This window comes from gamma proteobacterium symbiont of Lampromicra miyakona (genome assembly GCF_059730895.1).
In genome coordinates, this window is the sequence record NZ_AP035932.1 from 1,737,426 (window position 1) to 1,762,137 (window position 24,712).

Below are 24,712 nucleotides of genomic sequence, written 5' to 3' on the forward strand. Positions count from 1 at the left end.
CCGTTCCGGTAACGCAGGAAAAAGATTTCTCTAAAGAGATCAAATAATAAGTGGAGAGACAGATGACAGTAAGTACACCGATGCTGGTGACATTTATCATTTACATCCTCGGGATGGTGTTGATTGGTTTTATCGCGTACCGCTCAACCAAAAACTTTGACGACTATATTCTGGGCGGTCGCAGCCTCGGCAGCGTGGTAACCGCGCTGTCGGCCGGGGCCTCGGACATGAGCGGCTGGCTGCTGATGGGACTGCCGGGCGCGATTTTTCTCTCCGGGATCTCTGAGAGCTGGATTGCCATCGGCCTGACGATTGGCGCGTGGCTGAACTGGAAAATTGTTGCGGGTCGCCTGCGCGTGCAGACCGAGCATCACAATAACGCTTTAACCCTGCCAGACTTTTTCACCAGCCGCTTCGAAGACCACAGCAAAATTCTGCGCGTCATCTCGGCACTGGTAATCCTGATCTTCTTCACCATTTACTGTGCCTCGGGCGTCGTGGCGGGGGCGCGCCTGTTTGAAAGCACCTTCGGCATGAGTTATGAAACCGCGCTGTGGGCTGGCGCGGCAGCAACCATTCTATATACGCTGGTGGGCGGTTTCCTGGCGGTGAGCTGGACCGATACCGTGCAGGCCAGCCTGATGATTTTTGCCCTGATTCTGACGCCGGTGATTGTGATTATCGCCGTCGGTGGCCTGGATGATTCGCTGGCCGTGATTGAAGCGAAAAGCCTGGAAAACCTCGATATGCTGAAGGGCCTCAACTTCGTGGCGGTGATTTCACTGCTCGGCTGGGGCCTTGGCTACTTCGGCCAGCCGCATATTCTGGCGCGCTTCATGGCGGCAGACTCGCACCGTTCTATTCGTACCGCACGCCGCATCGGTATGGCCTGGATGATCCTGTGCCTGGCCGGCGCCGTCGCGGTGGGCTTCTTCGGCATCGCCTATTTCCAGAACCATCCGGATCAGGCGGCGGGCGTGAGCGAAAACGGCGAGCGCGTGTTTATCGAGCTGGCACGTATTCTGTTCAATCCGTGGATCGCCGGTATTCTGCTGTCAGCTATTCTGGCGGCGGTGATGTCGACCCTGAGCTGTCAGCTGCTGGTGTGCTCGAGCGCGCTGACCGAAGACCTGTATAAAGGTTTCCTGCGTAAAAATGCCAGCCAGAAAGAGCTGGTGTGGGTTGGCCGTTTGATGGTGCTGGTGATTGCGCTGGTGTCGATTGCGCTGGCCTCCAACCCGGAGAACCGCGTGCTGGGGCTGGTGAGCTACGCCTGGGCAGGCTTTGGTGCCGCATTCGGTCCGGTGGTGCTGTTCGGCGTGTGCTGGAAGCGTATGACGCGCAACGGCGCGCTGGCCGGCATGATTATCGGGGCCGCTACGGTGCTGATCTGGAAGCAGTACGCCTGGCTCAACCTGTATGAAATCATCCCGGGCTTCCTGTTTGCCAGCATCGCGATTGTGGTGGTGAGCCTGGCTGGCCGCGAACCGTCGGCTGAAGCGCAGCAGCGTTTCGATGCCGCCGAAGCGGAATACAACACCAAATAAGGGTGATGGTCTGAGTAAAGCGGGGAGCGCGAGTGCCGTGCTCCCCGCACTGTTAGTGTCACGTCCTCTGCGCGCAATTCATCGCCTAATCTGTCACTCCGCTCTGACTTTCCCGCATCGCACCCTGACCCGCAAAAGCAAAATTAATTTCGCGCGGTGACTTGTATTTTTATCCGCGATAATGATAATCGATATCGTTCGCACTTTACGTATTTTTACCTAAGGTTTACCCTCCTTAACATTCAAGAGGTTGGTGATGTTCGTTCCCTTTCTCATTATGCTGCGCGAAGGTCTCGAGGCAGCGCTCATCGTCAGCCTGATTGCCAGCTATCTCAAACGCACCCAGCGCAGCCAGTGGTTCCCCGCGATGTGGGCCGGCGTGTTTATCGCTGCGGTGTTGTGCCTCGCGCTCGGTATTTTCATCAACGAAACCACCGGTGAGTTCCCGCAGAAACAGCAGGAGCTGTTCGAGGGCATCGTGGCGGTGATTGCCGTGGTGATCCTCACCTCGATGGTGTTCTGGATGCGCAAGGTTTCGCGCAATATCAAAGCCACGCTGGAAAAATCCGTTGATCAGGCGCTGCAGAAGCCGGGCGGCAGCGGGTTGCCGCTGGTGCTGATGGTGTTTCTCGCCGTAGCGCGTGAAGGGCTGGAGTCGGTGTTCTTTCTGCTGGCGGCCTTCACCCAGGATGTCGGTTATGCGCCGCCGATTGGCGCAGTGCTGGGTCTGGCGACCGCCATCGTGCTGGGCATGCTGATTTACTACGGCGGCGTGCGTCTTAACATGGCGCACTTCTTCCGCTGGACCAGCCTGTTCATCCTGCTGGTGGCGGCCGGACTGGCGGCGGGGGCGATCCGCGCCTTCCATGAGGCGGGACTGTGGAACCACTTCCAGGCGACCGCGTTTGACTTCAGCAACACGCTCTCTACCCATTCAATCTTTGGCACGCTGCTGGAAGGCATTCTGGGTTATCAGGAAGCGCCAAGCGTCAGCGAAGTCGCGGTATGGCTGATTTATCTGATCCCGGCGCTGCTGCTGTTTTTCTTCCCGGCGCGTCCGGCACCCAGCGCCGCACGGTCGGTGCGCTAACTTTTCGCAGGCGCGTGTGCGCCTGTACCTTCATGTAACAGGGATATGACTATGACGATTCGCTTCCGCCGTAAGGCGCTGTTGCTCTCCATGCTGGCGCTGTCCGGTGCCGCTTCTGCCGCTGCCGTACCGCAGGTCACGGTGACGGTCACTGACAAGCAGTGTGAGCCGATGTCGCTCAACGTGCAGGCCGGTAAAACCCAGTTCATCATCAAAAACAACAGCCAGAAAGCGCTGGAATGGGAAATCCTCAAAGGCGTGATGGTGGTGGAAGAGCGCGAAAACATCGCGCCTGGCTTCAGCCAGAAGCTCACCGCCAACCTGGAAGCGGGTGAATATGACATGACCTGCGGCCTGCTCACTAATCCGAAAGGCAAGCTGGTGGTCAGCGGTGACAGCCAAAAAGCCAGCAGCGGCAAGCCAGACGTGCTGCAGCTGGTCGGGCCGATTGCCGATTACAAAGTCTACGTGATGGGCGAGGTGAGCGCGCTGGTGGCCGGCACCAAAGCCTTTACCGACGCGGTAAAAGCCGGTGACGTGGAAAAAGCCAAAGCGCTGTATGCGCCGACGCGTGTGCACTATGAGCGCATCGAGCCGATTGCCGAACTGTTCTCTGACCTCGACGGCAGCATTGACGCGCGTGAAGATGACTTCGAGAAAAAAGCGGAAGATCCGAAATTTACCGGCTTCCACCGGCTGGAAAAACTGCTGTTCGCCGACAACACCACCAAAGGCGCGGACGCGTTCGCTGACCAGCTGTATAAGGATGTGCAGGATCTGCAAACCCGCGTCAGCGAGCTGGCCTTCCCGCCGGCGAAAGTGGTTGGTGGCGCGGCAGGACTGATTGAAGAGGTGGCGTCCAGCAAAATCTCTGGTGAGGAAGATCGCTACAGCCGTACCGATCTGTCCGATTTTCAGGCCAACATCGACGGCGCACAGAAAATCGTTGATCTGCTGCGTCCTCTGCTGCAAAAAGCCAATCCGCAGCTGCTGGCGAAAGTGGACGCGAACTTTAAGAAGGTGGATGGCATTCTCAGCAAATACCGTACCAAAGACGGTTTTGCCTCCTATGAAAAGCTGACCACCAGCGACCGTAATGCGCTGAAAGGGCCCATCACCACGCTGGCGGAAGATCTCTCCCTGCTGCGCGGCACTTTAGGTCTTGATTAATCATGAGTAAAAAAAATGACGCGGCGCAACCGTCGCGTCGTCGTCTGTTACAGGGATTGGGCATGCTGGGTGGCGCGGCGGCACTGGGCGGCGGCTGTCCGTTCCATGCCGCCAGCGCGGCAGAGAGTTTCTCACCCGGCACGGTTGCACCCGATGCGCGCCAGCAGGCGCAACCGTTTTACGGCGCTCATCAGGCCGGCATCCTGACGCCGCAGCAGGCATCTATGATGCTGGTGGCGTTTGATGTGCTGGCCAGTGATAAAGCCGAACTGGAACGCCTGCTGCGGCTGCTGACGCAGCGCTTTGCCTTTCTCACCCAGGGCGGACCGGCGCCGGCGGTGCCCAATCCGCAGCTGCCGCCGCTCGACTCCGGCATCCTGGGTGCGGACATTGCGCCCGATAACCTGACCCTGACGCTGTCGGTGGGGCATTCACTGTTCGACGAGCGCTTCGGGCTGGCCGCGCATAAACCCAGCCAGCTGCAGACGATGACACGCTTTCCCAACGATTCGCTCGACGCCGCGCAGTGTCATGGCGACCTGCTGATTCAGATCTGCGCCAATACCCAGGATACGGTGATTCACGCGCTGCGCGATATCATCAAGCACACGCCGGATCTGCTGGCGGTGCGCTGGCGGCGCGACGGCTTTATCGCCGATCACGCTGCACGCAGCAAAGGGCGCGAAACGCCGATCAACCTGCTGGGTTTCAAAGATGGCACCGCCAATCCGGATACCCACAATGCGCAGTTGATGGACCAGCTGTTGTGGGTGACACCGGAACAGCAGGAACCGGCGTGGACGCACGGCGGCAGCTATCAGGCGGTGCGCATCATCCGTTTTCACGTTGAAATGTGGGACCGCACGCCGCTGGGCGAGCAGCAAACCATTTTTGGTCGTGAGAAGTTGTCCGGCGCGCCGCTGGGGATGCAGCACGAGCACGACGTGCCGGATTACGCCGGCGATCCGGACGGCGAAATTATTGCGCTGGATGCGCATATCCGGCTCGCCAATCCGCGCACGCCGCAAACCGACAGCAGCCTGATGCTGCGGCGCGGCTACAGCTATTCCTCGGGGATTACCGGGGCAGGGCAGCTGGATATGGGGCTGCTGTTCGTCTGTTATCAGCACGATTTAAGCAAAGGCTTTATTACCGTGCAGAAACGACTCAACGGCGAAGCGCTGGAAGAATATATTCGTCCCATCGGCGGCGGATACTTTTTTGTTTTGCCCGGCGTGGCGGACAAAAATCATTATCTGGGGCAGCCGTTGCTCGAAGCCTGATTAATTAATGTACAGTGCTTGTCCGCCGTTCGCGGTGCCAGGCGCTGCTGTTAAGCCCGCCTTAAATTTCTCCTGTCTCGCTGTGACGTCCGAATTTTCTGAAACAGTTTGTTAAGTGCTGAATTACCTATCTTACTGAATATTATTATTAATTTAATTTAAGCGCACCGGGCTAAGGCAGCGCCACGCAGGTTTTCTTTGCCGTAAAGTAAAAATAGTGTTGCAAATCGGCGGAAATATGATGAACTTTAGTCATAGCGTCGTCAGTTGTGTGGCTAAGTCCACTGGAGTTCGCGCATGGCCCGGTCCTTATACGGACAGTTAAATACACTTCAGCTAGCGCAGTACGCTGCGGGGGATTGCCTCCCGCGTGAGAATCCTCTTCACTTTTCTTTTATCGCCTTCAAATTCTTTTCCGATGTTTACCGGTGCGCGGCAGCGTTTCGGCGTTGTTGCACACTTTTCTCACTGGCTCGATACGGCTTACAAGGAAGCCAACAAAACCTCTAAAGCGTTCAAATCATCGCCGCGGGTGATCCGCCGCGATAAATGAAACCAACTGTAAGGTGCCACTATGGGAAGACAGAAAGCAGTGATCAAAGCGCGTCGTGAAGCCCGCCGAGTGCTTCGCAGTGACTCTCGCAGTCATCGTCAGCGTGAAGAAGAATCGGTCACTTCGCTGGTGCAGATGGGTGGGCTGGATGCAATTGGCATGGCGCGCGATGTGCGTGACCGGTCACCAATTGAGGCCAGAAACGATGCTCAGGCGCACTATCTTAACGCCATAGAAACGAAACAGCTGATATTCGCGACCGGTGAAGCCGGCTGCGGTAAAACCTGGATCAGCGCTGCGAAAGCAGCCGAGGCCCTGATCAATAAGGACATCGAAAGGATCATTGTGACGCGCCCGGTTTTACAGGCGGATGAAGATCTCGGTTTCCTGCCAGGAGACATCTCCGAGAAATTCGCTCCCTATTTCCGACCGGTTTACGACGTTCTGGTTAAACGTCTCGGCGCTTCCTTTATGCAGTACTGCCTGCGACCCGAAATCGCCAAGGTAGAGATCGCGCCCTTCGCTTATATGCGCGGACGTACCTTTGAGAATGCGGTGGTGATTCTGGATGAGGCGCAAAACGTCACCGCTGCGCAGATGAAGATGTTCCTGACCCGCCTGGGCGAAAACGTCACCGTCATTGTCAACGGTGATGTCACCCAGTGCGACCTGCCCGCCAGCGTCAAATCTGGCCTTGCCGATGCCCTGGCGCGCTTCGAAGAGGATGAGATGATTGGCGTGGTGCGTTTCGGTAAAGACGACTGCGTTCGCTCGGCACTGTGCCAGCGCACGCTGCATGCTTACAGTTAACCTTAAAAAAATAGCTAATCTCAACCCGGCTGCGGCCGGGTTTTTCATTGCTATGCTTACGGGACGAAAAAGGGCGGAAACGATGAGCGGAGAAAGTCATGCACTCTCTTGATGTGCAGGTGGTAAGGATGGCGCAGCAGTGGGCGGAAGCGCAGCCGGTGTGGCTGTGTACCGTGCTCAGCACGTACGGATCATCGCCGCGCCCGCCGGGCGCGATGATGGTGATTCGCGCCGATGGGCGCTACAGCGGTTCCCTTTCCGGCGGCTGCGTCGAGGAGAATTTTATCACCCGCGTTCAGCAGCAGGCGTTCTCTGCCGCCAGTCAACGGGTGCGCTACGGCGAGGGGGGCGATACGCCTGATCGCGCGCTGCCGTGCGGCGGCGTACTGGATATTCTGGTCGAACGGTTGCCTGCCGGTGCCGCTACGCTGCGCTATTTACAGCAGCTGGAGGATGCGCTGACCGGCGCGCGTGCCATCACTAAACGCCTGACGCTGCCGCAGCCGTGTCACGCCCTCGAACCGGCGCCTTATACCCGTCGCGCCCGCACCCAGGTCACTGACGGTGAAATCGTTCTGACCCTGAGTGCCGCGCCGCGCCTAATCCTTGCCGGACTCTCCAGCGTCGCCGTTTACTGTGCCAACTTCGCGCTGGCGCTGGGATTCGAAACCATCGTCTGTGAACACCGTGAAGAGGTGCTGAGCAATATGGCGGCCGAACTGGCGCCGGATGTCAAACTGGTGCAGCAGTTTCCGGCAGTGTATCTGGAACGCGAGGGCTGTCATGCCGCCACGGCGATCCTCTCGCTGACGCATGATGCGCGTATTGATGATCTCACCATGATGGAAGCGGTCAATCTGCCGGCATTTTATCTCGGTGCGATGGGCTCGCAGCGCAACAGCGCCAAACGCAAAGCGCGCCTGAGCGCGATTGCGGAGCTGACGCCGGCGCAGTTGCAGCGCGTTCACGCACCGGTTGGGCTGGATATCGGCAGCAAAACCCCGGCGGAAATCGCGCTGGCAATCATGGCGGATATTGTGCGTCACAAAAATGGGTTAGCGGCAACGGATGCGCTCAGCCCGGTGCACGCAGCGTCTGAAGGATAATATCACTCACCCCACGAAAAACCCGGATGCACCGGTACGCCAGCAGACTGGCAAACGGCTATGCCAAATTTTCGCGCCGCAAATAATCAATAAGCTGTGCTTTATGTTTCATGATGTGATCAACGCTTGCGCTTTACCGGTAACATCTTATCTTCAGAGAAGCGTGTACAAACACCTGAACTGAGAAGGGGTATTTATGGCTAAGCGTTATTGGATTAAATCAATTGAAATTACAGCAATTATTGTCTTCGCGCTGGTGATCGTCTGGCTGGCCGTCACAGGCATCCTGTCATCAACCGGCCTCGATCATGCGTGGCCTTATCCACATCAATAACTGAGTTCGGCACCAGGGAAATCAATTACGCTTAAATATAAACAGAATAAATTATCTAACCTGTACACCAGTATCAGCGGTAACACCGTGGCAGCGCACAGGGTTTTGGTGTCAGATTTGCCGCGTATAAATCAGCGACGTTCGGGAACGCGTTATGCTGTTATTCGAAATCCGCATGGCGGCTGAACATGCTCTCGCTGGTTTCACCGCACTGATGCATGATTTCAAGCACCATGGCGTCACAGGTAATGAAGCAGAGTTGCTCAAAGGCCGAGCCCATTGGCTGCGAGAATCGTCCGGCGCTACGTGCGTTATCGGTTTTAACGTTGCCGGGTAATACCAACACGCATTTGGCCAGTCTGCCGATGCCTGAATCTGCTTTCAGGGTAATCAGCGCCACATCGACACCGCGCTCAACGGCGTTCAGCGCCAGTGCTTTCAGGCTCGCGGTTTCGCCACTGCCAGAACCAATAATCAATAAATCGCCAGGTCTGGAGTGGGGTGACGAGATTTCACCGACCAGGCTGACCGAGAAACCCAGATGCAACAGACGGTTAGCGAACGCGCGGATAGCAATGCCGCTGCGCCCGGCACCCTGCAGGAAAATGTGTTTGGCACTGCGAATTTGTGCAATCAATGCCTGCGCCTGGCTCTCGTCTATCTGCCGGGCGTTGTGGGCGAGTTCGGTAAGAATATGGGATACGTTTGACTGTACGGCCATGTTAACGCTCTCCCGTCAGGCAATGGTTCGTCCGACTCATTAAACAGCGAAAAGAGAGGCCGGAACAAGGCCGGTGCTTTTTCAGTCTGGTCATAGCGCATTCCCTCTTAATTCAAAGACCTCATCAGTGGATGAAAAGGATACCCTGCAGAATTTCCGGTAAGAGTACACGGTCCGCTGCCCACGCGATATTGCAGCGAAAGGGGATCTTTCGATTATGCGTCCTGTGGCACAAAAGCACCTGGAGAACAGACAAATAAAAATGCCCGGCTATTAACCGGGCACTTTTACATAAATGATGGCGGTGAGGGGGGATTGATGTCACCCGGCACATCCCTGTGCCTCGCCCTCCTGGTGGCTTGCAGCCATGCAAAACGGCTATCCTGCCGTTTTGTCACTTCGCTCACCCTGCGGGCAGCGTCGCAGGCTCCGCTGTCCAACTGGCATGCGCCAGTTGTCGAACCCCCCATCGGGGATTTTCATCCCCCCACGTCTGGAGAATATAAAAGAAAAAAGCCCGTACTTGCGTACAGGCTCTTCTCTGAATGATGGCGGTGAGGGGGGGATTGATTCGCTTCGCTCACCCTGCGGGCAGCGTCGCAGGCTCCGCTGTCCAACTGGCATGCGCCAGTTGTCGAACCCCCCATCGGGGATTCTCATCCCCCCACGCGTGGAGAATATAAATGAAAAAAGCCCGTACTTGCGTACAGGCTCTTCTCTGAATGATGGCGGTGAGGGGGGGATTGATTCGCTTCGCTCACCCTGCGGGCAGCGTCGCAGGCTCCGCTGTCCAACTGGCATGCGCCAGTTGTCGAACCCCCCATCGGGGATTCTCATCCCCCCACGCGTGGAGAATATAAATGAAAAAAGCCCGTACTTGCGTACAGGCTCTTCTCTGAATGATGGCGGTGAGGGGGGGATTCGAACCCCCGATACGTTGCCGTATACACACTTTCCAGGCGTGCTCCTTCAGCCACTCGGACACCTCACCACATTTTGTTTGCTGACCGCACTGGGTCAACGGGGCGCTACTATAGGGAGTTCAGCGATAAGGGTCAAGGGCTATTTTCTCCTTTTTTTCTATTCGCTTAACCTCTGCGCAGATTGCCTTAAGCCTCTCCACTTTGCCGCTTTTGTCATCAAAACATTCCTTAACTGACACAAAAGTGTCACCGCACTGTCGCAGACTTGTCGGCGGAAACATTTGGTTATATCTACGGATAAGGATGCTGATAAATGAAACGCTTACCTCTTTTCACGCTCTCTCTGCTGGCTTCACTCACCACCATGTCCGCGCTGGCAGAGAGCGCCAGCTATCAACGCGCCGCCATTGGCGATATTACCCAGCACGGCGGCGCGCGTCGCCTGAGCGGCGACCAGACCGAGGCGCTGAAAGCCTCATTGAGCAATAGCACGGCGAAGAATGTCATCCTGCTGATTGGCGATGGCATGGGCGATTCCGAAATCACCGCGGCACGCAATCAGGCAATGGGGGCCGGCGGTTTCTTTCCCGGTATTGATGCGCTGCCGCTCACCGGCCAGTACACCCATTACTCGCTGGACAAGAAAACGCATAAGCCAAACTACGTAACGGATTCTGCCGCGTCGGCCACCGCCTGGGCCACCGGCACGAAAACTTATAACGGCGCGATAGGTGTCGATGTCAACGGCACAGATCAGGTCACGCTGCTTGAGCTGGCCAAAGCAGCCGGTAAAGCCACCGGCAACGTCTCGACTGCAGAACTGCAGGATGCCACGCCGGCCGCGCTGATGGCGCACGTCACCTCGCGCAAATGCTACGGCCCGGAAAAAACCAGCGAGCTGTGTCCGGGTAACGCGCTGGAGCAGGGCGGGAAAGGATCGATCAGCGAGCAGCTGCTGCAAACCCGTCCCGACGTCACGCTGGGCGGCGGTGCCAAATCTTTCGCTGAGCGGGCTAAAGCGGGCGACTATCAGGGCAAAACCCTGCGCGAGCAGGCCGAAATACGGGGGTTCCAGCTGGTCGATAATCTCGCCGCGCTGAATGCGGTACAGCAGGCGAATCAACAGACGCCACTGCTGGGGCTGTTCTCGGAGGGCAACATGCCGGTGCGCTGGCAGGGGCCGAAAGCCAGCTATCACGGTAATCTGGATAAACCGGTGGTGACCTGTGAGGTCAACAAAGATCGTCCGGCATCAATGCCAACCCTGGCGCAGATGACGCAAAAAGCCATCGACCTGCTCAGCCACAACGACAACGGCTTCTTCCTGCAGGTGGAGGGCGCGTCGATTGATAAGCAGGATCACGCCGCCAACCCGTGCGGTCAGATTGGTGAAACCGTCGATTTAGATGAGGCGGTGCAGGTGGCGCTGGCGTATGCGCGCGAGCATGGCGATACGCTGGTGGTGGTCACCGCCGATCACGCGCACAGCAGCCAGATCGTCGAAAACGGCACTAAAGCGCCAGGTCTGACTCAGGCGCTCAACACCAAAGATGGCGCGGTGATGACCATCAGCTACGGTAACTCGGAAGAGGATTCCCAGGAGCACACCGGCACCCAGTTGCGCATCGCGGCCTACGGTCCGCACGCGGCGAATGTGGTCGGCCTCACCGATCAGACCGACCTGTTCTTCACGCTGAAGCAGGCGATGGCGCTGAAGTAAGCGCGTCAGTGCGGGCGGATGCGGAGCACCAGCAGCCCGCCCACCACCAGTCCGCCAGCGGCCAGCAGCAGCGCGGGGTGCAGGGAAGCAAAAATCTGCACGCTGGCGGCGGAGATCAGCGGCCCGATCAGCTGGCCAGTGGCATAGCCTGACGTCAATATCGCCACGGTTTTTGCCACGCTGATATTGGAGACGGCGCGCGCCAGCTGCATCGACAGCTGCATAATCGAAAGAAACCCCAGCCCGACCATCACCGTTGAGATCAGCAGCCCGCTCACGCCCGGGATGAGCACGCCGCTGGCCACGCCCAGCCCCTGCAGGATCATAACCCACGCCAGGCTGAGGCGCGTATTCAGGCGCGCTGAAAACAGCATAATTAGCACCACACCAGCCACTGCGCAAAGTCCAAACAGCGGCCAGAAAAGCGCTGCCAGCTGACCCTGCGCAAACAGGCTGTGCGCCATTTGTGACAGAAACGTCGCGGGCAAAATGTAGCCGAAACCGGCCAGCGTATAGGCCAGCCATAGCCGTGTCACCGCGCGACCCGGAGCCGTCGACGCACTTTCCCGCTGCCGGGCGGGGAGCGAAGCGGGCAGCGCGCGCCACAGCAGCAGCACGCCAGCCAGCGCGACCACGCCATAGCATTGCCAGGCGCGATCGTCATTCAGGTGTAACCGGGTGATAAGCCACGCCATCACGCCGCTCAGGGTGATGCCGGCTCCCGGGCCGGCAAATACCGCGGCGGACATGCGCGGGGCCTGCTGCTGTGCCAGCACCATCTGCGTCCAGGAGGTGACGATAATCAGGGCCCAGGCACCACCGATACCCGCCACCACACGGAACAGGCACTGCAGTACCCAGGCATGACTAAAGCCGGAGAGCAGGGTCACCAGCGCGGTGGCCAGCAAACCGGCCTTCAGGTAGCGCGCGTGATGGGCGGTGATCCGGCTCACGTGCAGTGCGCCCAGCAGATAGCCGATGTAATTCATCGCTGCCAGCACACCAGCGCTGGAGAGCGTCAGGTGACCGTTGGCGATCATCAGCGGGATCTGCGGCGTGAGTGAAAAGCGGCCGATACCCATTACCACAATCAGGGTCACCATGCCGGTGAGCATGGTGATCAGGCTCACCCGGGTGTGCCGGACTGCTTGCCGTCCGGCGGAAACTGAATCTGCTGACATACTTTGCTTTACTCCGCTGAGATACCTTACTCTGTCCGGTGATAGTAAATGTCAATCAGTCAGTGAAAAATGGGGTGGTTTATCCTATGACTACAGGTCATACCCAGGCCGTAAAATCGCGTGGTGAAGATGTGAAAAACTTCCTTACCCGCCAGCGCGCGCGTATTGATCCGCAGATCTATGGCTTCAGCCGGCAAAACCGGCGCGTCAGCGGACTGCGGCGCGAAGAAGTGGCACAGCTGGCGGCGGTCAGCGTCAGCTGGTACACCTGGCTCGAGCAGGGTCGCGACATCAGTATTTCGCCGGCCGCGCTGCAGCGCATCGGCAAAGTGCTACAGCTCTCGGTTACCGAGCAGGAGTATCTTGAAGCGCTGGTGTTTGGTAACGCACACTCGCAACCCTTCAGTCATGAGTTGCCGCCTGAAGTGAGGGCGATGGTGGATGCGCTGGACCCGCATCCGGCGTTTGTGCGCCGCGCCAACATGGATATTGTCTACTGGAATCCGGCGGCGCAGTCGCTGATTGTCGACTGGGCGGCCCTGCCGCCGGCGGATCGCAACTCGCTCAAGCTGATGTTCATCAGTGAAGCCTACCAGCAGCGCATTCATGGCTGGGAAGAGGCGGCGCGCCATACGCTGTCGGCGTTTCGCGCCGGTTATGCCGCCAGCAATCAGGCGCAGGAATTCGAAGTGGTGATCGAGGATTTGCTGGCGCGCAGCGCCGGGTTTCGCACGCTGTGGAATGACCATGATGTGGGGAAAATCGGCGCGGGCAATAAAACCCTGATTGATGTCGAGGGCAGGATGCAGACATATACCTTTACCTCGCTGCAAATTGAGCAGGCACCGGGTATGCATCTGATCTTCTATCTGGCGCATTAGCGCGGCGTGCGCGGGTCGGGCGCACGCCGCCGGGGAGATTACAGACCGCGCTGTGCCATCAGGCGCGCGAGGTCAACCAGACGGTTGGAGAAGCCCCATTCGTTATCGTACCAGGCAAGGATCTTCACCAGGTTGCCACCAATCACCAGCGTCGATAAGCCGTCGATGATCGATGAACGCGCATCGCCCTGATAATCGCTGGAGACCAGCGGCTCATCGCTGTAGCCGAGGATACCCTGTAGCGGACCCGCAGCAGCAGCGGCTTTAAAGGCGTCATTCACCTCTTCGGCCGTCACGTCGCGTTTCAGCGTCACCGTCAGATCCACCACCGAGACCACCGGCACCGGCACGCGCAGCGAGTAACCGGTTAAGCGGCCTTCCAGTTCCGGAATCACCCGGCCAAGCGCTTTAGCTGCGCCGCTGGAGTACGGCACAATCGACAGCGCCGCCGCACGCGCGCCGCGCAGATCTTTCTCTGGCTGGTCATGCAGCGCCTGACTGTTGGTATAGGCATGGGTGGTGTTCATCAGACCGTGCTCAATACCAAACGCCTGATGCAGCACCTGCGCGGCCGGTGCCAGGCCGTTGGTGGTACAGCTGCCGTTACTCACCACAAAGTGCTGTTGCGGATCGTAGCGCTGGTCGTTGACGCCCATCACAATCGTCAAATCATCATTTTTGCCCGGCGCAGAGATGATCACGCGTTTGGCGCCGCCGTGCGTGATGTGCACCGCGGCCTTGTCACGCTCGGTAAAAAAGCCGGTGGCTTCGATGACGATATCCACGCCCACGTCACGCCAGCGAATATTGGCCGGATCGCGCTCGCTGAACACCCGCACTGGTTTGCCATCAATGCGCAGTTCACCGTCGCCAGCGCTGACTTCTGCCGGCAGCCGACCCAGCAGGGAGTCGTGCTTCAGCAGATGCGCCAGCGTTTTGCTGTCGGTGAGATCGTTAATCGCCACAATATCGATGTCGCTGCTGCCCAGCGCGGCGCGGAATACGTTACGTCCGATACGGCCAAAACCGTTAATGCCTACCTTGATCATGACTGACTCCTTAGTGAAGTTACTGCAATCACTGTAGGCCTGGCGGGCACTGGCGTAAACGACAAAAAAGGATCACTTTACGCCATTTTGCGGCTGTGAAAGCGCTGGCGATATTCGTTGGGCGTGAGATGCAGCTGGCGCTCGAAGCTGCGCCGCAGGTTGATGCTGCTGCCAAAGCCGGTGGCGGTGGCGATGCGTTCCAGCGTCTCGCGCGTCTGCTCCAGCCGCTCGCGCGCCGCCGCCAGCCGCGCTTCTGCCACATAGCGCGCCGGTGAAACGCCGGTTTCGCGGCTGAACACGCGGGTAAAGTTACGCGGGCTCATCGCCACCTGGGCCGCCAGTTTCTCCACCGACAGGTCTTCCGCCAGATGGGCGGCGATCCAGCTCTGCAGCTGAGCAATCGGCCCCGACTCGCTGACGGACTGCAGGTGAAAGCGGCTGAACTGCATCTGGCCGCCGGGACGACGCAGATACATCACCATATCCTGCGCGATGTCGCGCGCCACGCTGAAACCAAAATCTTCCTCTACCAGCGCCAGTGTCAGATCGAAGCCGGAGCTGACGCCGCCAGAGGTCCAGATTGGGCCGTCCTGGATATACAGCGGGCCGCCTTCAACCTGCACGCGCGGATAGCTGGCCTGCAGCGTGTCCAGCAGACGCCAGTGGCTGGTGGCGCGCCGGCCATCCAGCAATCCCGCCTCCGCCAGCAGCATTGCCGCCCCGCAAATCGACACCACGCGGCGCGCCTGCGGGGCAGCCAGCTTAATCCAGTCCACCACCATGTTGCGTTCTTCAGGGTTATCACCGCGGCCGGTAATCATGATGGTGTCCCAGCGTTCGCGCGGATCGAGTTCAGCCAGTTTGAGGTCGGCGAGCAGATTGAGGCCGGACTGGCCGTGGATCACCTGGTGCGGCTGCGTGGTTGCAATGCTGATGCGATAGCGTGCGCCAGCAACGCCCACCGGCAGGTGCAGGTTGGCGTGCATGAGGATGTCGGCGATACCCGCCGCTTCGAACAGCATGCCGCCGTCCGGGACAATAATCAGAAAGGTTTTCATGGCGTAAAATGTACCTGCGCCACGAAAGAAGTCAATGTGCTATGGGCGATCAGGCGCGTGAGCTGAATACCCGGCCGCGGCCATCAGACGGGGCGCTTCCGGCCTGTTGGTTCAGGCGCTATATTTATATAAAATCATGATGTCGCAAATGATCTTATATCCATCATCGTGCAGTTAAAAATATCTGCAGACTGAAGCGTTGAATGCCAGATTAATCAGGTGTCTGTTATTTTGGAAGTGAAATGCCAGGATGGGTTAAGAGAAACACTGTTTTATAAAGCATTCCTTTGCCAGGCAGTGATAATGACTAGGATAATGAGCAGCTGAGTAAATCAGACTTAAAACCATCAATTATATTCTACCTGCAGAAAAGTCAAACCACGCTCACGGATAATGCGCGCGGTGCCCAGCGCGTAAGGTAATTCACGCGCGGCACCATTAACCTGCAGGGTTTCGCTCTTTTTAATCCCTTCGCGCGTGCAGTTCAGCGAGACGCTGCGCGTCACGGCATAATCACAGGAGGGTTCAACAATCGCGCCGACGAACGTGATTTGACCGTCGGCGGCAAGGGTGGAGTGGCTGGCAAGTAAAGCTATCATCGGTAACAGCAATCTTTTCATCACAGAGGCCCTTTGAGAAGTCGGGAATTACCCGGTTAATGTCGTCTTAATGACTAATAGCGCGCCACAGTTGAATATTGCTTAAACCGCGGCGTTTCCGTGTTGAGGCATAACATTGCGATGGCTTAGCCAGTGCGTCGTCATGTTTTACGCAATCGCCTCAGCAGTAAACGCTTATGCCTGCATTAAGCGCAGCTATTATATTAGTAAGCGACCAGGATTAATCGGGTGAGCAGGGCGGTGAAATAAGCGTATTAAACCGGATAGATTTATTAGCGGGATAACGTCGGGATAGAAAACGGGCAGATATCGTGGTGGTGTAAGCTGCTGAGGGAGAGAAAAGCGGACTGCGATGAAGGTAATCAGGCGCACCCGACATCGGTGCGCTCTTGCTTTTATCAGCTGCGGGAAATCTGCGCCAGCGTCACGTCGGCTGACGCAGCGCCTGCGGCGACACCATCGATAAACAGCGCACGCTGTTCACCGGCGGGCAGGGCAATCTGCAACGTTTGCCATGCCGGCTGATAATCACCCTTGCGCCGCAACGTAAGGTGAATGGCTGTGGCTTCGCAGCGCATTTCCCACTGCAGCCACAGCGCATTGCCCTGCTGATAGCCCCAGGATTCGCCATCATCTTCGAACAGTTCGCCGTGGCTAACGCCTTTGCCCTGCAATGGATAAAGCTGCAGCGTGCGACGATCGTCTGCGGCCGCGTTGACGTGAGCAATACGCTCGCTGAGTGGCAGTGCCGCACCTGCGCGCACCAGCAGCGGCTGCGTTTCCAGGGGCGCAGGCAAGGTGGTCCACTGACCCCCGCTGTACCACTGCTGCGTGGCGAAATCATACCAGCCTGTCTGGTTGTCGGGCAGCCACAGGCGGCGTTCACGCTGGCCGGGTTCCACCACGCTGGCGACCAGCAGATCGCGGCCGAGCAGGAATTCATCACACTCAGCAAAGGTCTGGGCATCGTGTTCATGATCAAGGAACGTCGGGCGCAGCATCGGTTCATCGTCCGCATGCGCCTGCCACAGCAGCGTGTAGAGATACGGCAGCAGGCGATAGCGCAGCGCGATGGCCGCCCGAATCGCGGGCGTGACCGAAGGATACATCCACGGCTCATTCACGGTGTGATCGTCATTCCATGAATGAATGGTGAAGCGCGGATGCATGACGCCATTCTGCACCCAGCGCACAAACAGCTCCGCGTCGGGTTTATCGCCCGAGAAGCCGCCGACGTCGTGACCGACGTTATACAAGCCGGACAGGCTCATGCCAAGGCCCATGCGAATGTTGTAGCGCAGCGAGGTCCAGTTGGTGCGATTATCGCCGCTCCATGTTTGCACGTAGCGCTGCATCCCGGCGCAGCCGGAGCGCGAAATCAGGAACGGTCGCTGTTCGGGGGCAAAGCGCTGTTGCGCTTCCATCGAGGCGCGCATCATCAGCAGCGGCATCACCGGGCGAATATGCTTGATGGCAATCGGCGTGCCGAAGCCGTGACAGCGCGCTTCGCCGTCCCAGACTTCATACTCGTTGTTATCATTCCAGGTGGCGTCGATGCCTTTTTCCAGCAGCTGACGGGTGACGTTCTCCTGCCACCAGGCCACCGTTTGCGGATGGGTGAAATCGAGGTGCGATCCTTCATCATCCCAGAACACCGAGCGCTCTGGCACATCCTCTTCCGAATCGCGGATAAACAGTCCCTGAGCCGCGACTTCTTCATAGCGCGGGTGATCCTGCAGCAGGCAGGGTTTGATGTTGGCCGCCAGGCGCAGGCCGGCATCGTGAAACGCCTGACTCATCGCTTCCGGCTGCGGCACTTTGTCGTAGTTCCAGTTGAACACATAGCGCTTGTTATTGATCGAGGTATAACCCGATGAGAGCTGGAAGGAGTCGCACGGAATAGCGTGCTCTTCGCACAGGCGAATAAAGTTCATCAGCTGGTTTTGCGCATCCGGCGCATCGGTATAATGCATGGTCGAGCCGCTGTAGCCCAGACTCCATTTGGGGCCGAACAGCGTTTTGCCGGTCAGGCGTACGAAGGTTTTGGTAATATCCAGCACCCGCTTACCGACAAACAGGTAGTAATCGATATCGCCGCTCTCCGCCTGCCAGCGGCGATACGGCTGGTGATAGTTATCCAGCTCGTTACCCAGATCGAACCAGCTGGTGCTGAGGTTATCGTAGAACAGGCCAAAGCTGACGTCGTTACGCCGCGTGAGGGTGAAGGGCACATGTTTGTACAGCGGATCGGTGGAGGAGGCGTTGTAGCCCATAGCATCCAGATTACGCATCTCATAGCGTTTGCCGTTGCGTTGCAGATCGCCGGTTTTTTCGCCCAGACCGTAGTAGCGGTCGTCCGCCATGCGGCGCTGATAGTGCGCCACGCCGTCGCCGTGTGCGTTGATCTGATAGGCGCTGGTGGGGCGATCGCCGGTCAGCAGTTGCCAGTCGCCTGCGGCATCACGGTACTGCCACTCCAGCGCCAGTGGCTGACGCACCATCACGCGCAGCGTGTCGGTGCTAATGGTCAGACAACTGGCTTCTTCCTCCAGCGTAAAGCCGGGCAGGCTAAACCCGGCCAGGCTGTCGCGCGGACGCCCTTCCCACGGAACATCCTGTTCCGGCGCAATGCTCCAGGTACGATCCAGACTGTAGTTGCCGTGGCGCTTGATCACCACGCGGAACAGACCTTTTTCCAGCACGTACAGGCACAGATGGTGTTTGCCATCGACGTTAAGCACCACATGGTGACGATCAGAATGGGCTAAGGACCAGTTTTTTAAGGTTTTCATCATTACCTACTTCATTGGGTCGCTGAACGACGCTCAGCAATAAACGCAATCAGGAAGACTGCACCGATCAGGTCAAAGAAGCCCATGGCGACAAACAGCGGGTTAAAGCCGATTTTGTCAGCCGTCACGCCAATCACCAGCGAAAACAGGAAGCTGGAGATCCAGGCAAACGAGCCGCGCATGCCATTCACCGTGGCCATCTGGCCCTTATCAAATTTTTCCACCACCAGCGCACTTAACATGCACGAGATGATCTGATGACCAAAACCGCCAATTGAGATCAGGGCAATCGCGACATAGGGGTCTTTGGTCATCGCCACCAGTGCCAGCGACAGCATCAGAAAGGCGCCGGTGACCGAGCTGGCGACAACGGAATTTACCAGCCTGAAGCCAAACAGCCGGGTATAGATGCGCGTCAGGTAGCCGCTGGCTGCACTGCCGAGATCCGCCGCGAGGAACGGCAGCCAGGCGAACATAGCAATCTGTTTCAGGTCCATTCCCAGGTCTTTTGCCAGATAAAGCGGTACCCAGAAGCTCAGCACGCCCCATGCCGGTTCAGCCATAAAAGCGGGAATGGCGATACCGTAAAAACGCTTGTTTCTGGAGACGGTTTTCAGGGCTTTGAAGAAGGGCAGTTTGACCGCCGGTGGCTCATTATCCTGACGAATAAAGGCCAGCTCATCGCTGCTGAGATTCGGGTTACGTTCCGGATCGCGATACAACAGCCACCACAGCACCACCCAGCCCAGAGCCAGACAGCCGGTAAACAGGAATGCGCCCTGCCAGCCGAACGAGGCGTGGGCAAAGTAGATGATGGGAGGTGCCAGCATGGCGCCAATCGAGAAGCCGACGCCGGCCCAGCCGGCCGCGATCGGACGCTCTTTTTTCGGGAACCATTCACCAATCACTTTGGCGTTAGCCGGCGTGGCGGCCGCTTCAGCTCCGCCCATGACAAAGCGCAAGATGGCCAGGTGCAACCAGCTGGCGGCGCCGGCATGGAACAGACAGGCCAGCGCCCAGATGGTAGCGCAGATGAAGAAGCCGAGTTTGAGGCCAATGACGTCAATCAGCCAGCCGCAGATCGGTTGAAAGAAGGTATAAGCCAGCTGAAAAGCGCCGACTATCCATGAATATTGTTCTGTGGTGATGCCGAGACTGGTTTTCAGCTCGGGGGCCAGAATGCCTAACGAGTTACGGGTAATGTAGTTGACAGTGACGCCGGCGAGAAACAGCACCAGCACCCACCAGCGCAGATGACGGATGACGCGTTTCGTGCCGGTTGCGGCAATCCCTGGATTCAAACTGCGGTTCATCGGATTCTCCATTCATTATTAACAGCATGTGTGAGCAACGTCTGTGACTGCCTGGCCGGAGGTGGAGTCCATACCGGCCAGCGCATAACCCTGGCCCTTGATTGCCGGGCGTGGCGTGATGCGTCCTGTTTTACCTATCCGCCGGGAGTGAACCACAGTTAGGTCAGGTGGTCGCCAGCCTGATGCGGTATTTGTGATCTGGTTAACCAAAATCATTTATCAGGTTGACTTCCGCCGGTGAAAAGCCGAATTTGACGCTGCGCAGGCGCTTTTTATGACTCATAAAGCGCTTCGCTTGTAAAATTGGTCAACCAAAATGGAAGGGCTTTGAGGATGATGCTCAGGCCCGCAGGAGAGAACGACATGAAGCAGACCTGGCGCTGGTATGGCCCTGACGATCCCGTTTCACTCGCCGATGCCCGACAGGCGGGCGCTACCGGCATTGTGACTGCCCTGCATCACATCCCTAACGGCGAGGTGTGGCCGGTTGAGGAGATTTTGCAGCGCAAAGCGATGATTGAGGCGGCCGGGCTGGTCTGGTCGGTGGTGGAGAGTGTGCCGATCCATGAGGAGATCAAAACCGGCAGCGGGCAGTGCCAAAAGTGGATCAGCAACTATCAGCAGTCGCTGCGCAATCTGGCGCAGTGCGGCATCCACACCGTATGCTACAACTTCATGCCGATTCTGGACTGGACGCGCACCGATCTGGCGTTCGAGCTGCCGGATGGCGCGAAAGCGCTGCGCTTCGATCAGATTGAATTTGCGGTATTTGAGCTGCATATCCTGCAGCGTCAGGGCGCAGAAAATGATTACAGCACTGACGAGATAGCCCAGGCTGCTGCGCGCTTCGCCAGCATGAGCGAAGAGCACAAGCTGCGTCTGACGCGTAACATCATCGCCGGATTACCCGGCGCGGAAGAGGGCTATACGCTGGCGCAGTTTCGTGCTCAGCTGGCGCGTTATGACGGCATCGACAAAGCCCGGCTGCGCGAGCACTTCGCCACGTTCTTGCGCGGTATCATTCCGGTTGCTGAAGAGGTCGGTATTCGCATGGCGGTACATCCTGACGATCCGCCGCGCCCGATCCTCGGCCTGCCGCGTATCGTCTCCAATGCCGACGACCTGCAGTGGATGATCGACACCATCGACAGCCCGGCCAACGGCTTCACGATGTGTACCGGTTCGTACGGCGTACTGGCGGAAAATGATTTAGCCGGCATGGTGAAACGTTTTGGGCCGCGCATCTATTTTGCCCATCTGCGCTCAACCCGGCGTGAAGCCAACCCCAAAACTTTCCACGAAGCCGCGCACCTTGGCGGTGATGTCGATATGTTTGCGGTGATCAAAGCGATTGCCGAAGAGGAGCAACGCCGTCGTAATGCGGGGCAGGAAGACCTGATCCCGATGCGGCCCGACCACGGGCATCAGATGCTGGACGATCTGCACAAGAAAACCAACCCGGGTTATTCCGCGATTGGCCGACTGAAAGGTCTGGCTGAGATTCGTGGCGTTGAACTGGCGATACACCGCGCCTTTTTCTGACACCGATCGCCCTGTACCGCTTGCCCGGCGGACGCGCAGTCGCGCCGGACACTGAGGAGTTCACATGCAACACAACCTTGCCGACGCCAGCATTAAGGTGGCGCGGCCCGCATGGCAGCAGCAGCGGCTGGTGCCGCGCATCGTGCACATCGGCTGCGGTGCGTTTCATCGCGCGCATCAGGCGCTCTATCAGCACCATCTGCTGGAGATAAGCGACAGCGACTGGGGCATTTGCGAGGTCAACCTGATGTCGGCCAGCGGCAGACAGCTGGTGGAACAATTGCGCGCGCAGAATTTGCTCTACAGCGTCACCGAGCAAGGCGCGACGCGTCATGACGTCAAAATCATTGGTTCCGTGCATTCAGCGCTGCACCCGGCGCTGGACGGTTGTGACGGCATTCTTAACGCGCTTGCCCGCGCGGAAACCGCCATCGTCTCGCTGACGATAACCGAAAAAGGCTATTGCACTCATGGCGCAACCGGCGAACTGGACAGCACCCATCCGCTGATCGTGCACGATCTGGCCCATCCCCGGCAGCCGAAATCCGCCATTGGCTTTATCGTTGAGGCGCTGCGCTTGCGGCGTGAAGCCGGGTTAGCGCCTTTTACCGTGCTGTCATGCGACAATCTGCGTGATAACGGCCACGTCGCGCGGGCTGCGGTCATCGGTCTGGCACAACGGCAGGATGCGGCGCTGGCGGCATGGATTGAGCAACAGGTCACGTTTCCCTGCACCATGGTTGACCGCATCGTGCCGGCCGTGACGGAAGAGACGCAGCGCGAGATTACCGGGCTGCTGGGCATCGCCGATCCCTGCGGTGTCGCCTGTGAGCCGTTTCGTCAGTGGGTGATCGAAGATAATTTCGTGGCTGGACGTCCCGACTGGCAGCGCGTTGGTGCGCAATTTGTTCCGGATGTCGCCCCCTACGAGTTGATGAAACTGCGTCTGCTGAATGGCACGCACTCGTTTCTGGCGTATCTCGGCTACCTCGGCGGTTGTGAAACTATCGCTGATACCATGCAGCTGCCCGCTTACCGTCAGGCCGCGCTGTCGCTGATGCTGACTGAACAGCGTGCCACGCTGACGATGCCGGCAGGCAGCGATCTCAACGCGTATGCGCATCAACTGCTTGAGCGCTTCAGTAATCCGTCGCTGCGCCATCGCACGGCGCAAATTGCCAGCGATGGCAGTCAGAAACTGCCACAGCGCATGCTGGATTCGCTGCGCTATCATCTGCACCACGGCAGTGACTGCCAGCATCTGCTGCTCGGCATCGCGGGCTGGATGCGTTATATCCTCGGCGAAGACGAAAAGGGCGAGCGTTACCCGGTGGCTGATCCGCTGGTCGCTAAGTTTGAGTGGATTAATCAGCAGTTCCCTTCAGGTCCCGCCCGCGTGCAGGCGCTGCTGGGCATTAACGAGATCTTCGCGGACGACTTACCCGCCAATCCGGCCTTTGTTGCCGCCCTGCAACACACCTATGACCGCCTGTGCCAGTTGGGTGCCAGAGCCGCGGTTGCATCCCTCAATCCGGAGGCCAAATGAAGCGTTTTATGGATGACGATTTTCTGTTGCACAGCGAGGTGGCGCGTCGCCTGTATCATGACGTGGCGGCGGGGATGCCGATCTATGATTATCATTGCCACCTCAATCCGCAGCAGATTGCAGAAGACCGACAGTTTGCCAACCTCGGGCAAATCTGGCTGGAGGGCGATCACTACAAATGGCGCGCACTGCGCGCGGCGGGTGTAGAGGAATCATTGATCACCGGTAACACTACCAGCGATTACGATAAATATCTGGCCTGGGCGCAGACCGTGCCAAAAACGCTCGGCAATCCGCTCTATCACTGGACGCATCTGGAGCTGCGCCGGCCGTTTGGTATCACAGACACGCTGTTTGGACCAGAAACCGCACCACGCATCTGGCATGAGTGTGCGGAGAAGCTGGCCACGCCTGAATTTTCCGCGCGCGGCATCATGCGCCAGATGAACGTGCGTATGGTGGGCACCACTGACGATCCGATCGACTCCCTGCAGTACCATCGTCAGATAGCTGAAGACAGCAGCTTTGATATTGAGGTGGCACCGAGCTGGCGTCCGGACCGGGTGTTCAAGATTGAACTGGAAGGATTCACCGATTACCTGACCCGGCTGGAAGCCGCCGCAGATGTCAGTATCGACAGCTTTGATGCGCTGCGTGTGGCGTTACTGCGCCGACTGGACCACTTTTCCGCCCATGGCTGCCGTGCCGCCGACCACGGCATTGAAACGCTGCGCTATGCTGCGGTGCCAGCCGACAGCGTGCTGGATGGCATTCTCGCCAGACGCCGCAGCAATGCGGCGCTGAGCGAGCTGGAGATTGCGCAGTTCAGTACCGCTGTGCTGGTGTGGCTGGGCGCGGAGTATGCCCGCCGTGGCTGGGCGATGCAGTTACACATCGGTGCAATCCGCAATAACAGCACGCGCATGTTCCGTCAGCTCGGCCCGGACAGCGGTTTCGACTCCATCGGCGACCATCCTGTTGCCTGGCCGCTGGCGCGCCTGCTGGACGCGATGGACACCAATGACCAGCTGCCAAAAACCATTCTTTACTGCCTCAATCCGCGTGACAACGAAGTGCTGGCTACCATGGCGGGTAACTTTCAGGGCGCAGGGATGGCGGGCAAGATGCAGTTCGGCTCTGGCTGGTGGTTCAACGATCAGCGTGACGGCATGCTGCGGCAACTGGAGCAGCTGGCGCAGATGGGGCTGCTCAGCCAGTTCGTTGGCATGCTGACCGATTCGCGCAGTTTTCTCTCTTATACGCGGCACGAATACTTCCGCCGCATTCTGTGCAACCTGTTTGGCGAGTGGGTGCGTGACGGTATTGTGCCGCACGATGAAGCTGCGCTGGGCGCGATGTTGCAGGATATCTGCTTCCATAACGCCCGACGCTACTTCACCCTTAACCCACGGTGAAAATCACGCCCTGTGTTATAGTGCAGGGTAGAAAATTTGGCGGCCTAATGTCTGAACC

Annotated in this window: 19 protein-coding genes and 1 tRNA gene; 12 read left to right on the plus strand and 8 right to left on the minus strand. The window is 58.2% G+C overall.

All coding sequences use genetic code 11. From position 1 onward, the window contains the following. The first annotated feature begins 62 nt into the window (after positions 1-62). The 7 genes from putP to AC6I8P_RS08025 all read left to right on the plus strand — a co-directional run bounded on the left by putP (position 63) and on the right by AC6I8P_RS08025 (position 7,893). Positions 63-1,547, plus strand: a complete 1,485-nt coding sequence (gene putP, locus AC6I8P_RS07995; RefSeq protein WP_150057841.1) for a sodium/proline symporter PutP — start codon at positions 63-65, stop codon at positions 1,545-1,547. A gap of 256 nt (positions 1,548-1,803) precedes the next feature. Beyond that, positions 1,804-2,637 carry an iron uptake transporter permease EfeU gene (gene efeU / locus AC6I8P_RS08000; RefSeq protein WP_058757424.1) on the plus strand — a complete coding sequence of 278 codons (834 nt, stop codon included), beginning with the start codon at positions 1,804-1,806 and terminating at the stop codon, positions 2,635-2,637. Between the two features lie 51 nt (positions 2,638-2,688). Next, complete coding sequence (gene efeO / locus AC6I8P_RS08005) at positions 2,689-3,807, plus strand: iron uptake system protein EfeO (protein ID WP_262264742.1); 1,119 nt, start codon at positions 2,689-2,691, stop codon at positions 3,805-3,807. Between the two features lie 2 nt (positions 3,808-3,809). Then, on the plus strand, positions 3,810-5,090 hold the full coding sequence (gene efeB, locus AC6I8P_RS08010) for an iron uptake transporter deferrochelatase/peroxidase subunit (protein WP_262264741.1): 1,281 nt from the start codon (positions 3,810-3,812) through the stop codon (positions 5,088-5,090). A 574-nt stretch (positions 5,091-5,664) separates the two neighbouring features. Further along, positions 5,665-6,453, plus strand: a complete 789-nt coding sequence (gene phoH / locus AC6I8P_RS08015; RefSeq protein ID WP_021509913.1) for a phosphate starvation-inducible protein PhoH — start codon at positions 5,665-5,667, stop codon at positions 6,451-6,453. A 98-nt stretch (positions 6,454-6,551) separates the two neighbouring features. Next, positions 6,552-7,559 (plus strand): XdhC family protein, encoded by a 1,008-nt coding sequence (locus AC6I8P_RS08020; protein ID WP_498031101.1) that lies wholly within the window; start codon positions 6,552-6,554, stop codon positions 7,557-7,559. A gap of 196 nt (positions 7,560-7,755) precedes the next feature. Beyond that, a complete protein-coding gene (locus tag AC6I8P_RS08025) occupies positions 7,756-7,893 on the plus strand; it encodes a YtjB family periplasmic protein (RefSeq protein WP_262264739.1) in 138 nt (45 codons plus the stop codon). A 160-nt stretch (positions 7,894-8,053) separates the two neighbouring features. On the opposite strand, the gene hxlB is transcribed toward AC6I8P_RS08025, so the two are convergent. Beyond that, entirely contained in the window at positions 8,054-8,614 is a 561-nt protein-coding gene (gene hxlB / locus AC6I8P_RS08030; protein ID WP_059009582.1) for a 6-phospho-3-hexuloisomerase, read from the minus strand. A gap of 903 nt (positions 8,615-9,517) precedes the next feature. Then, positions 9,518-9,605 (minus strand) — tRNA-Ser (locus AC6I8P_RS08035). A gap of 245 nt (positions 9,606-9,850) precedes the next feature. Between AC6I8P_RS08035 and phoA the strand changes: the two genes are divergently transcribed. Further along, complete coding sequence (phoA, locus tag AC6I8P_RS08040) at positions 9,851-11,257, plus strand: alkaline phosphatase (protein ID WP_058774549.1); 1,407 nt, start codon at positions 9,851-9,853, stop codon at positions 11,255-11,257. Between the two features lie 5 nt (positions 11,258-11,262). Here phoA and AC6I8P_RS08045 read toward each other — a convergent pair whose 3' ends face one another. Next, entirely contained in the window at positions 11,263-12,438 is a 1,176-nt protein-coding gene (locus AC6I8P_RS08045) for a YbfB/YjiJ family MFS transporter (RefSeq protein WP_136548594.1), read from the minus strand. An 86-nt stretch (positions 12,439-12,524) separates the two neighbouring features. Here AC6I8P_RS08045 and AC6I8P_RS08050 point away from each other — a divergent pair, with 86 nt between their 5' ends. Continuing rightward, positions 12,525-13,319, plus strand: coding sequence for a helix-turn-helix transcriptional regulator (locus AC6I8P_RS08050; protein ID WP_058757432.1), 795 nt, complete (start codon positions 12,525-12,527; stop codon positions 13,317-13,319). Between the two features lie 38 nt (positions 13,320-13,357). Here AC6I8P_RS08050 and gap read toward each other — a convergent pair whose 3' ends face one another. The 5 genes from gap to AC6I8P_RS08075 all read right to left on the minus strand — a co-directional run bounded on the left by gap (position 13,358) and on the right by AC6I8P_RS08075 (position 20,151). Beyond that, complete coding sequence (gene gap / locus AC6I8P_RS08055; RefSeq protein ID WP_058757433.1) at positions 13,358-14,368, minus strand: type I glyceraldehyde-3-phosphate dehydrogenase; 1,011 nt, start codon at positions 14,366-14,368, stop codon at positions 13,358-13,360. Between the two features lie 77 nt (positions 14,369-14,445). After that, positions 14,446-15,426: a GlxA family transcriptional regulator gene (locus tag AC6I8P_RS08060; RefSeq protein ID WP_058757529.1), complete on the minus strand. Its 981-nt coding sequence runs from the start codon at positions 15,424-15,426 to the stop codon at positions 14,446-14,448. Between the two features lie 347 nt (positions 15,427-15,773). Next, entirely contained in the window at positions 15,774-16,046 is a 273-nt protein-coding gene (locus AC6I8P_RS08065; protein WP_498031102.1) for a YmdA family protein, read from the minus strand. A gap of 398 nt (positions 16,047-16,444) precedes the next feature. Continuing rightward, entirely contained in the window at positions 16,445-18,838 is a 2,394-nt protein-coding gene (locus AC6I8P_RS08070; protein ID WP_262264755.1) for a glycoside hydrolase family 31 protein, read from the minus strand. Between the two features lie 11 nt (positions 18,839-18,849). Then, entirely contained in the window at positions 18,850-20,151 is a 1,302-nt protein-coding gene (locus AC6I8P_RS08075) for an MFS transporter (RefSeq protein ID WP_159378086.1), read from the minus strand. A 363-nt stretch (positions 20,152-20,514) separates the two neighbouring features. Between AC6I8P_RS08075 and uxuA the strand changes: the two genes are divergently transcribed. The 3 genes from uxuA to uxaC all read left to right on the plus strand — a co-directional run bounded on the left by uxuA (position 20,515) and on the right by uxaC (position 24,654). Further along, positions 20,515-21,693: a mannonate dehydratase gene (uxuA, locus tag AC6I8P_RS08080; protein WP_262264738.1), complete on the plus strand. Its 1,179-nt coding sequence runs from the start codon at positions 20,515-20,517 to the stop codon at positions 21,691-21,693. Between the two features lie 64 nt (positions 21,694-21,757). Further along, positions 21,758-23,239, plus strand: coding sequence for a fructuronate reductase (locus AC6I8P_RS08085; RefSeq protein ID WP_262264737.1), 1,482 nt, complete (start codon positions 21,758-21,760; stop codon positions 23,237-23,239). Continuing rightward, entirely contained in the window at positions 23,236-24,654 is a 1,419-nt protein-coding gene (uxaC, locus tag AC6I8P_RS08090) for a glucuronate isomerase (RefSeq protein ID WP_262264736.1), read from the plus strand. The genes AC6I8P_RS08085 and uxaC overlap by 4 nt, the downstream gene beginning before the upstream one ends. The last annotated feature ends 58 nt before the right edge of the window (positions 24,655-24,712 follow it).